Annotated in this window: 9 protein-coding genes; 5 read left to right on the forward strand and 4 right to left on the reverse strand. The window is 70.2% G+C overall.

Features of this window, described 5'->3' with window-relative positions; translation table 11 throughout:
• Nucleotides 1-409: 409 nt before the first annotated feature.
• From ACFWY9_RS11285 to vanY-N, 3 genes are read right to left on the reverse strand one after another with little or no spacing between them, the layout of a single operon-like run.
• Nucleotides 410-1,846: an ATP-binding protein gene (locus tag ACFWY9_RS11285; RefSeq protein WP_378338765.1), complete on the reverse strand. Its 1,437-nt coding sequence runs from the start codon at nt 1,844-1,846 to the stop codon at nt 410-412.
• Entirely contained in the window at nt 1,843-2,532 is a 690-nt protein-coding gene (locus ACFWY9_RS11290; protein ID WP_378338766.1) for a response regulator, read from the reverse strand. The genes ACFWY9_RS11285 and ACFWY9_RS11290 overlap by 4 nt, the downstream gene beginning before the upstream one ends.
• Before the next feature lie 54 nt (nt 2,533-2,586).
• A complete protein-coding gene (vanY-N, locus tag ACFWY9_RS11295; RefSeq protein ID WP_378338767.1) occupies nt 2,587-3,138 on the reverse strand; it encodes a D,D-peptidase/D,D-carboxypeptidase VanY-N in 552 nt (183 codons plus the stop codon).
• A gap of 347 nt (nt 3,139-3,485) precedes the next feature.
• Here vanY-N and ACFWY9_RS11300 point away from each other — a divergent pair, with 347 nt between their 5' ends.
• Nucleotides 3,486-4,454 (forward strand): alpha/beta hydrolase family esterase, encoded by a 969-nt coding sequence (locus ACFWY9_RS11300; RefSeq protein WP_378338770.1) that lies wholly within the window; start codon nt 3,486-3,488, stop codon nt 4,452-4,454.
• A 7-nt stretch (nt 4,455-4,461) separates the two neighbouring features.
• Here the strand turns inward: ACFWY9_RS11300 and ACFWY9_RS11305 are convergent, their stop codons facing one another.
• The gene (locus ACFWY9_RS11305) at nt 4,462-5,604 is read right to left on the reverse strand and encodes a CaiB/BaiF CoA transferase family protein (protein WP_378322564.1); all 1,143 of its coding nucleotides are present in this window, start codon (nt 5,602-5,604) and stop codon (nt 4,462-4,464) included.
• Nucleotides 5,605-5,713: 109 nt separating this feature from the next.
• Between ACFWY9_RS11305 and ACFWY9_RS11310 the strand changes: the two genes are divergently transcribed.
• From ACFWY9_RS11310 to ACFWY9_RS11325, 4 genes are all read left to right on the forward strand, one after another.
• Nucleotides 5,714-6,610: a LysR family transcriptional regulator gene (locus ACFWY9_RS11310; protein WP_378322565.1), complete on the forward strand. Its 897-nt coding sequence runs from the start codon at nt 5,714-5,716 to the stop codon at nt 6,608-6,610.
• Between the two features lie 79 nt (nt 6,611-6,689).
• Nucleotides 6,690-7,220 carry a MaoC family dehydratase gene (locus ACFWY9_RS11315; protein WP_378322566.1) on the forward strand — a complete coding sequence of 177 codons (531 nt, stop codon included), beginning with the start codon at nt 6,690-6,692 and terminating at the stop codon, nt 7,218-7,220.
• Nucleotides 7,217-8,026: an HpcH/HpaI aldolase/citrate lyase family protein gene (locus ACFWY9_RS11320; protein ID WP_378338768.1), complete on the forward strand. Its 810-nt coding sequence runs from the start codon at nt 7,217-7,219 to the stop codon at nt 8,024-8,026. Before ACFWY9_RS11315 ends, ACFWY9_RS11320 begins: the two co-directional genes overlap by 4 nt.
• A complete protein-coding gene (locus ACFWY9_RS11325; RefSeq protein ID WP_378322568.1) occupies nt 8,023-9,306 on the forward strand; it encodes an acetyl-CoA hydrolase/transferase family protein in 1,284 nt (427 codons plus the stop codon). The genes ACFWY9_RS11320 and ACFWY9_RS11325 overlap by 4 nt, the downstream gene beginning before the upstream one ends.
• The last annotated feature ends 54 nt before the right edge of the window (nt 9,307-9,360 follow it).

The raw sequence follows: 9,360 nt of genomic DNA on the forward strand, positions 1-9,360 counted from the left end.
TTCATTTCGATAGCGATCTTCAACGAGAAAGCAAGCCTTCATCGCGCCGCCGCCCTCACACCGTTACTGGTAAAGCCAAGGTTAACGACCAGTCTCCAGTGGTTATCAGAAGATTAACAAGCGGCCAGTGGTCGGTTGTTCGTGGTCCGATCGGCGGGCCGGATCTCCCGCCTGGGCGGCGGATGGACCACGTGCGGCAACCGGTTCGCCGCGGTTTTCGAACCGGCGGTTAACCGTGAAGAACACCAGACAAACCTCGAAGGCGGCCTTGACAATGACACGGCGGCACGGCCGGACTAAGGAAAGCTCCGCCGTAGCCCTGCTGTCCGGCGCTGACGAACAGCGCCATAACCGGCCACCATAACCTTGTCGTCACACGGTGTTCCGAGTCCCGCGACACTCGACGTCCTCATGCCTCGCCCGGTGGCGTTCCTCTCGGCACGGTGAGGACGAACACGGTGCCCGGCGGGCCGGTGACTTCGAGCCGTCCCCCATGCAGGACGGCGTTTTCGTGGGCGATGGCCAGTCCCAGTCCGCTGCCCTCGGTTTCGCCCCGCGCGTGGTCGCCCCGGACGAAGCGGTCGAAGACGAACGGCGCGAGGTCGGGAGGCAGGCCGGGCCCGGAGTCGGCCACCGCCACCGTCGCGTGGCCGGGCGCGGTGCCGTCGACGGTGACGACGACGGGCGGCGCGCCGTGCCGCACCGCGTTGGTCACCAGGTTCCGCACGATGGTGTGCAGGCGGCGGGGATCACCGACGACGACGGCGTCGGCGATTACGTGCACCCGGATGTCCGTGTCGGGGGCGCTCAACGCGATCGCGTCGTGCACGAGTGCTTCCAGGTCGACGGTCTCCGGCCGGAAATCCGCCGCGCCCGCGTCGAACCGGGACATCTCCAGCAGATCCTCGACGAGCCTGCTCAGCCGCCGGACCTGGGTGCCCAGCAGTTCGGCGGAGCGCTCGCGGTCCGCGACGTCGGTGCTGTGCAGGCTTTCCGTGGCCGCGATCATCGAGGCCAGGGGAGTGCGGAGATCGTGCGCGACGTCGGCGACGAACCGGCGTTGCTGCTGTTCCTTCATCCGCAGCTGGTCGATCGATTCGCCGAGCCGCTGCGCCATGGCGTTGAACGCACCCGCGAGATCGGCGAGCTCGTCGTTGCCCCGTACCGGAACCCGCGTGCCGAGGTCGCCGGAGCCGAACCGCTGGGCGGCGTCGGCGGCGGCCCGCACCGGGCGCTGGATGCCCCGGGCGGCGAGGACGCCGAGCAGCGCCGCGACCACGGCGACGCCGGTGCCGACCAGGGCGAGCCGCTTGCGCAGCAAGGAGAGTTCGTCGTCGAGCGGGCGCAGATCGTAGAACTCGGCCAGCACGAGATCCGTGGAGATCTCCCGGACGACCGCGAGTTGCGGGCTGTCCGGCGTGTCGGGGGTGTAGGTGATCACGGCCTGGGTGCCCCGGACGCTGTCGATCACGTCCACCGGGAGGTCCTGGCCGAACGCGCGGCTGTTCGTGCTGGCGACGGCGATGTACTGGCCGTGCTCGATCTGCGAGATCGGGCCCGCGGTGCCGTGCCTGTTGACCACGGCCCAGGTGAGCCCGATCCTGCCCTGCATGAAGTGCGCCACTTCGTCCACTTTGGACATGGCGGGGGCGCGGGAGTCGCGGGTGCGGTCGTACGCCTGCTGGGCGTCCGCGAGGATGCCCGCCCGCGCGGATTCCACGAACCTGTGCCGCGCGGACCCGGCCTGGATCTCGTAGGCGACGAAACCCATCGCGACGGTGGCGGCGACCGTCATCAGGACGACCGTGAACGCGATGCTCTCCCGCAGCCCTGGCCGCCACTTCACGGCTTGACCAGGCGGTACCCGAGACCACGGACCGTGCGCAGCAGTGTCGGATTGCCGGTGTCGGGCTCGATCTTCGACCGCAGCCGCGCGACCGCGGCGTCCACCAGCCGGGAGTCGCCGGCGAAACCGTAGTCCCAGACGCGCTTGAGCAGCGTCTGGCGGCTCAGTACCTGGCCGGCGTGCTCGGCGAATTCCAGCAGCAGCCGCAGTTCCGTGGACGTCAGGTGCAGTTCGGCGCCGCCCTTGGTGACCAGCATGGCCTCGCTGTCGATCGCCAGATCGCCGAAGACGTGCACCGTCGACGCCGGCGCGGGCGCGATGGTCGCGCGGCGCAGGATGGTCTTGATGCGTGCGTCGAGCACCCGTGGCTCGGCGGGCTTGACCACGTAGTCGTCGGCGCCGCCTTCCAGGCCGACCACCATGTCGACCGGATCGCCGCGCGCGGTCAGCAGGACCACCGGGATCGTGTCGCCGGCGCGGATCCGGCGGCACACCTCGAAGCCGTCGATGCCGGGCAACATCACGTCGAGCAGCACGAGATCGAGCGACGCGCGGCGCTCGGCCAGGGCGTCGAGCGCCTGTTCACCGGTCGGGGCGACCTCGACCTCGTGGCCGAGCCCGCGCAGCGCGCGGGAAAGCGTCTCCGCCAGTACGGCGTCGTCCTCGACGAGCAGGAGCCGGGGCACCAGGGGACCTCCTCGCTGATCATGATCGGATGCGGGAAAACGGTATACCACCGGTTACGCCGGACGGCCGCTCATCGTCGCGCCCGGGTGGGGTATCCGCGCGACCACGCGGCCGTGGTGTTCGAAATGCCACCACTCGTTGTCGTACACGCGGTAGAGGCCGTAGCGCGCGCCGTGGCGTTCCAGCCAGCGTGCCCCTTCGGCGGGACGCACGTCGAGCGCGGTCCCGGCGACGTGCCGGGACTCGTGTGGCGGCAGCACGTGCCGCCGCGCCGCCTCGGCCGAGCCGGTCCGGCGCACCTCCTCGGTGAAGAGCCGGTGCTGCTCCGCGGCGTCGCGATGGCCGGAGGTCAGCCCGATGAGCGTGCCGTGCCGCCAGAACGCCTCGGCCCTCGCGGCGGTGAACGCCGCCGAAGTCGCCGGGGTGAGTCCGGTGAGGTCCTCGGCAGGGAAACGCACCGCCAGCGCCCATTGGCAGGCGAGATGGTGGGCGCGGCGAGGAGCGCGTGCGAACGCCACGGGCAGCAGCAGCACGGCCAGGATGCGGGTGATCGCCTGGAACACCCGGTCGCGGGCGCGGTCGGGCAGGACACCGGTCTCGGTCATGGCGTCCACTCTCGGCCGGGACTGTGCGACGCCGTCCGTCGCCCGATGACAGCACCACGACGAAATGTGACGGTTTCGCACGCTCCCGCCCTGGCGCACAGGTACGTCCAGCCGGGCATCAGCGGCCCGTCTCTTGCTCGTTCATGACATCCCCCATCGGACGGTTTGAGCGACTGCTCAACGGGAGCGTAGGCGATGTTGAGCGATCGCTCAAGGGCGGCCTGCGCGCCGGGAGACGGCGTGGTGAACTCAATGAACACAACCGTGACAGCGGTCACGTGGCTGCCGAAGGTGTGCAGGTCGCGCCGTGGCGGCGCGGGATCCGATGGGAGGCCGTGATGGCGACGATGCCGGGACGCCGACGCGTGGTGGGACGACTGGCGGTGGCTGCCGCGATGGCGGCCGGGCTGCTGGCGGCTTGTTCGAGCGCCGCGACGGCCGCACCGCCGGACCGGGTGCTCGATTTCGCCCGGCCTTCGACGGGCTGTCTTCAGCCTTCGGCCGTCACGCCCGGGGCCACCGTTTCCGGCAAGGTCGTCTCCGGCGGGATCGAGCGGACCTATCTGCTGCACGTTCCGCGGGGCTATCGGCCGCACCGGCCGACGTCGCTGATCCTGTCCTTCCATGGGCACAAGCGGACCTCGGCCTATCAGGAGTCGTTGTCCGGCTTCGATTCCGGCGACAGCATCGCGGTCTATCCGCAGGGGCTGGCCGGCACCGACGGCGAGACGGCGTGGACCGGCGCGCCGTACTCGAACCGCGCGGACGACGTCCTGTTCGTCAGCGATCTGCTGAACCAGCTGCAGCGGCAGCTGTGCGTCGACCCCGCGCGGATCTACGCGGCGGGCAAGTCGAACGGCGGCGGGTTCACCGGCGTCCTCGCCTGCCGCCTGAGCGGACGGATCGCTGCCTTCGCCCCGGTCTCGGGGGCGTTCTACGACGTCGGTGCCGGGTGTTCCCCGACGCGCCCGGCACCGATTCTCGACTTCCACGGCACCGCCGACCAGACCATCCCGTACGCCGGGAACGCCGAACGGAAGCTACCGTCCATTCCGGACTGGCTGGCCGCATGGGCCCGGCGCGACGGCTGCGCGGCCACCCCGGTGGTGCGTGACCTGGGCAAGGGCGTCAGCGTCAGCACGTGGCCGGGCTGCGCACGGGGCGCGAAGGTCGAGCACTACCGGCTCGAAGGGCTGGGGCACGACTGGCCGAGCACGAAGCCGAACCTCGACTCCGACGAACCCGCGGCGATGGACGCCACGCCGGTGATCGAGCGGTTCTTCGCCGAACACCCCCTGCGGTCCGGCCTCCGCTGACGCCGGTTCAGTCCTCGGCCAGCCATCGCAGGACGTCGCCGGTGTGCTCGCCGAGCGCGGGCACCGGTCCCATCTCCGGCTCGCGGCCGGGCACGGTCACCGGCGGGACGAGCGCGTCGACCTCGCCCGCCGGTGTCGCGACCCGCCGCCAGCGGTCACGTTCCGCGAGCTGCGGGTGGGTGGCGAACTCGGCCATCGACCGCTGCCGCGCGAACGCGATCCGCGCGGCGTCCAGCCGTTCGACCAGCTGTTCGCCGGTCAGCCCGGCGAACACCTTGCCGATGATCTCGTCCAGTTCGGCGCGATGCGCGACCCGGTCCGCAGTGGACGTGAACCGCGGATCGCCCGCCGTTTCCGGAAGCCGCAGCACCGACTCGCAGAACGTCCGCCATTCGCGCTCGTTCTGGATGCCCAGCTGGACGGTGGTGCCGTCGCCCGCGGTGAAGGCGCCGTACGGGGCGATCGTCGCGTGGTTCACCCCGGTCCGCGCGGGCGGTTCGCCGCCGTAGGTCGTGTAGTAGTACGGGTAACCCATCCACTCGCCGAGCGCCTCGAGCATCGAGACCTCGAGGTTCGTCCCGCGCCCGGTGTCGCGGCGTTCGTACAGCGCGGTGAGGATGCCGGTGCAGGCATACATCCCCGCCGCGATGTCCGCGATGGACACTCCGGTCTTCGCGGGCGAATCGGGCGTGCCGGTGATCGACACCAGCCCCGCCTCGCACTGGATCAGCAGGTCGTAGGCCTTGCGATCCCGGTACGCGCCGGTGCTGCCGTAGCCGGAGACGTCGCAGGTGATCAGCGCCGGATGGCTTTCCGCCAGCGCCTTCGAGCCGACCCCGAGGCGGTCGGCGGCGCCGGGGGCGAGGTTCTGCACGAACACGTCCGCCCGGTCGATGAGCCGTCGCAGCACCCGCAGGCCGTCCGCGCTCTTGACGTCCAGCGCGACACTCTCCTTGCCGCGGTTGAGCCAGACGAAGTGGCTGGACATCCCGTGCACGGTGCGGTCGTAGCCGCGGGCGAAGTCCCCGGTGTCCGGTCGTTCGACCTTGATCACCCGCGCACCGAGGTCGGCGAGCTGACGGGTCGCGAACGGCGCCGCCACCGCCTGCTCCAGTGAAACGATCACAATCCCGGCCAATGGTCCCGGCATCCGAGGGCCTCCTAGCTCGTACGTTCACCTCCAGCATGAGCGGTCGGTGGCGATACCGGAAATTACCGTTCTCCGGCGGTGTGATGCGTCCCAGGCATAATCGCCAGGCATGGACGTCCGCGAGCTGACCTGGTTCACCACCCTGGCCGAGACCGAGCACGTGACCGACGCCGCGGCCGCGCTGAACATCGCGCAGCCGACGTTGTCCCGCGCCGTCGCGCGGCTGGAACGCCGTCTCGGCACGCCGCTGTTCGACCGGACCGGGCACCGGCTGCGGCTCAACCAGTACGGGCAGGTGTTCCGCGCGCACGCGCTCAAGGCGCTCGGCGAGCTGTCCGCCGCCGAACACCGCATCGCCACGCTGATCGACCCGGAGCGGGGCACGGTCTCGCTGGCGTTCCTGCACTCCTTCGGCACCTGGCTGATCCCGGAGCTGATCAGCACCTACCGCGAGCGCGTGCCCCGGGCGCATTTCCTGTTGCGCGGCGACGCGGCGGATTCGATCCTCGCGGATCTGCGGCGCGGCCACGTCGATCTCATCGTCACCAGCCCGGAACCCGCGGGGTCCGATGTGGACTGGACACCGATCGGCGTCGAGCGGCTGTGTGTCGCGGTGCCCGCCGGGCACCGGCTCGCACGGCGCAAGAAGGTCTCGCTGGCGGAGTTCGCCGAGGAGGATTTCATCGCCCTGCAGCCGGAATTCGGCCTGCGGCAGATCACCGACCAGCTGTGCCGCCGGGCCGGGTTCACCCCGCGGATCACGTTCGAGAGCACCGAGCTCGCCACGATCCAGGGCCTGGTCGCGGCCGGGCTGGGGGTGGCGATCATGCCGACGCCGCGCGGGGAACCGAGCCCGGACGCGCCGGTCCGGCTGCGGTTGTCCGATCCGGAGGCACAGCGCACGGTCGGCGTCGCGGCGCTGGCCGGGCGGCATCAGGCGCCCGCGATCGCCCGTTTTCACGAGTTCGTCCGGTCCTGGCCGGTCGATCATGCCTCCCGGGTATGAACCCCGCACAAACTGGTCATTTCACGTATGGGCCGTCGAGGGGCAGAGTGAGAGGTGAGAGAACGGCAAGGAGGACGAGATGGGTTGGCAGGGCAGGTATTTCGAGGACTTCGTGGTGGGCGACGTGTACCGCCACCCGCTCGGCCGCACGGTGACCGAGACGGACAACTCCTGGCTGACGCTGCTGACGCAGAACACCGCGCCCCTGCACTTCGACCGGCACTACGCCGGGCAGACGCAGTGGGGCAAACCGCTGGTCGACTCGACGTTCACCCTCGCACTGGTCACCGGCCAGAGCGTCACCGACGTCTCCCAGCACGTGATGGCGAACCTCGGCTGGGACCGCGTCCGGCTGCCGAACCCGGTGTTCGAAGGCGACACGATCTACTCACAGTCCGAGGTCCTGAGCGCCCGCGAGTCGAAGTCCCGCCCTGACGTCGGGGTCGTTCAGGTTCGCACGATCGGGTACAACCAGGACGGCGTCATCGTGATCACGTTCGAACGGACGCTGCTGGTGTACCGGCGCGGTCACGGGCCCGGCTTCGCCGACGTCGAACCGGTGTGGGACGAACGGTCGCGCCGCGCGGCCGGGATCGAGGAGCCGAAATGACCGCGCGTTCGCTGTTGTTCGTGCCGGGGAACCGGCCCGAGCGCTTCCCCAAGGCGGCGGCGAGCGGCGCGGATCTGGTGTTGTGCGACCTGGAGGACGCCGTCGCGCCGGAGGACAAGGCAGGGGCGCGGGCCGAGGTGGCCGCGTGGGCAGGGCAGAACCGCGCCGCGGTGCGGATCAACGCGGCCGGCACCCCGTGGTACGAGGACGATCTGGCCGCGTTGGGCGAGGTGCCGGGGCTGCGCGCGGTGGTGCTGCCCAAGGCCGAGGACGTCGACGCGCTGCGTGCCACGGTGTCGCGTTTGGACGGAGGCGTCGAGCTGTACGCGTTGGTGGAAAGCGCGCGAGGGATCCGGGACGCCGACCGGCTCGCCGAGGTCCCCGGCGTGACGCGCCTCGTGTTCGGGAACGTCGACTTCGGACTGGACGCGGGAATCACGGTGTCGGACGCGGGGGAGCGGGAGCTGCTCTACGCGCGCTCCCGGCTGGTGATCGCGTCGCGGGCTGCGGGGCTCGTGGCACCGATCGACGGGGTGACGACCACTTTGGACGATCCGGACCTCACCCGCGCCGCCGCGCGGCGGGGACGCGACCTCGGCTTCGGTGGCAAGCTGTGCCTGCACCCGAAGCAGGTCGAGCCGGTGAACGCGGCGTTCAGTCCCGATGAGACGGAGCTGCGCTGGGCGCGCCGGGTCGTCGAGGCCGCCGGTGCGTCGGGTGGCGCGGCGGTGCGGGTGGACGGGCAGATGATCGACAAGCCGCGGCTGGAACTGGCGCGCAGGCTGCTGGGAGAGAACGGAAAATGACCGAGGCCACACTGGACCACCCGAACGCTCCGGAGGACGTGCTGGCGCACATCCCGCCCGGCGCGGACATCATCGTGCCGATCCAGCTGGGTGAGCCGATCACCCTGCTCGACACGCTCGAAGCGCACGCGGATTCTCTTGCGGGCGTGCACATCCACCGGATGGACCCGTACCTGAAGCGCCGTTACATCGAGGGCGCGTTCCCAGGCAGGCTGGAGCACGTCGACTACTTTCTCGGCGCCGGTTCGCGGGAGGCGTTCTGGGCGGGCACCTGTGACCTCGTGCCGAACCACTTCAGCGAAATGCCGCTGCTGCTGCGGAAGTCGACGAAGCTGAGCATCGTGCTCGCCGCCGCCAGCCCACCCGACGAGCACGGCTACTTCAGCCTCGGCACCAACGCCGACTACACCGCGGCGTTCATCGGCGAAGTCCCGTTCTTCCTTGAAGTGAACGAGAACATGCCGAGGACCTTCGGGCACAACCAGGTCCACATCAGCCAGGTCGCAGGCTGGTGCCGTGCCGACCGCCCGCTGCACGAGTCCCCGCCCGCGCGGCCCGACGAGCGCGACCACCGGATCGCGGGCTTCATCGCCGACCGGATCCCGGACGGCGCCTGCCTGCAGGTCGGCGTCGGCCGGATCCCGAACGCGCTGCTGTCGTCGCTGCGCGGGCACCGGCACCTCGGCCTGCACACCGAGGCGATCTCGGACGGCGTACTGGACCTTGTGGACAGTGGCGCACTGGACGGGACCCGGAAGCATCAGGAGCGCAACAAGCACGTCGCGACGTTCGCGGTGGGGACGAAGCGGCTGTTCGACTGGCTGCACAACAACACCGCGGTCACGATGGAACCGGTCGACTGGGTGAACGACCCGCGTGTGGTGGCCCGCGAGCCGAACTTCGTGTCCATCAACGCGACCAGCGAGGTCGACCTGATGGGGCAGGCGGCGAGCGAGACCATCGCCGGCCGGTACTGGTCGTCCTCCGGCGGCCAAGCCGACTTCGCCAGGGGAGCGATGTATTCGCCGGGCGGGCAGGCGTTCCTGGTGCTGCACTCGGCCACCCACGACGGGAAGAGCCGGATCAACGCGCAGCTGACGCCGGGCAGCGCGGTCACGACGTTGAAGAACACCATCGACCACGTCGTCACCGAATACGGCGTCGCGGAACTACGCGGCAAGAGCCTGGCACGGCGCGCGGAGTCGCTCATCGCGATCGCTCACCCCGAGCACCGGGACCGCCTCACCGCCGACGCCCGCAAAACCGGCCTGCTCCCGTAACTGCGGTGGTCCGTGAATGCCACATTGAAAGACTCAGAGTCTCTCAATGTGGCC

Origin of the sequence: Amycolatopsis sp. NPDC059027, assembly GCF_042739735.1 — a bacterium.
Classification (GTDB): domain Bacteria; phylum Actinomycetota; class Actinomycetes; order Mycobacteriales; family Pseudonocardiaceae; genus Amycolatopsis.

Coding starts and splice junctions, on each gene's coding strand:
- vanY-N (WP_378338767.1), bottom strand. CDS start 3,138: ATGACCGAGACCGGTGTCCTGCCCGACCGCGCCCGCGACCGGGTGTTC.
- ACFWY9_RS11300 (WP_378338770.1), top strand. CDS start 3,486: ATGCCGGGACGCCGACGCGTGGTGGGACGACTGGCGGTGGCTGCCGCG.
- ACFWY9_RS11305 (WP_378322564.1), bottom strand. CDS start 5,604: ATGCCGGGACCATTGGCCGGGATTGTGATCGTTTCACTGGAGCAGGCG.
- ACFWY9_RS11310 (WP_378322565.1), top strand. CDS start 5,714: ATGGACGTCCGCGAGCTGACCTGGTTCACCACCCTGGCCGAGACCGAG.
- ACFWY9_RS11315 (WP_378322566.1), top strand. CDS start 6,690: ATGGGTTGGCAGGGCAGGTATTTCGAGGACTTCGTGGTGGGCGACGTG.
- ACFWY9_RS11320 (WP_378338768.1), top strand. CDS start 7,217: ATGACCGCGCGTTCGCTGTTGTTCGTGCCGGGGAACCGGCCCGAGCGC.
- ACFWY9_RS11325 (WP_378322568.1), top strand. CDS start 8,023: ATGACCGAGGCCACACTGGACCACCCGAACGCTCCGGAGGACGTGCTG.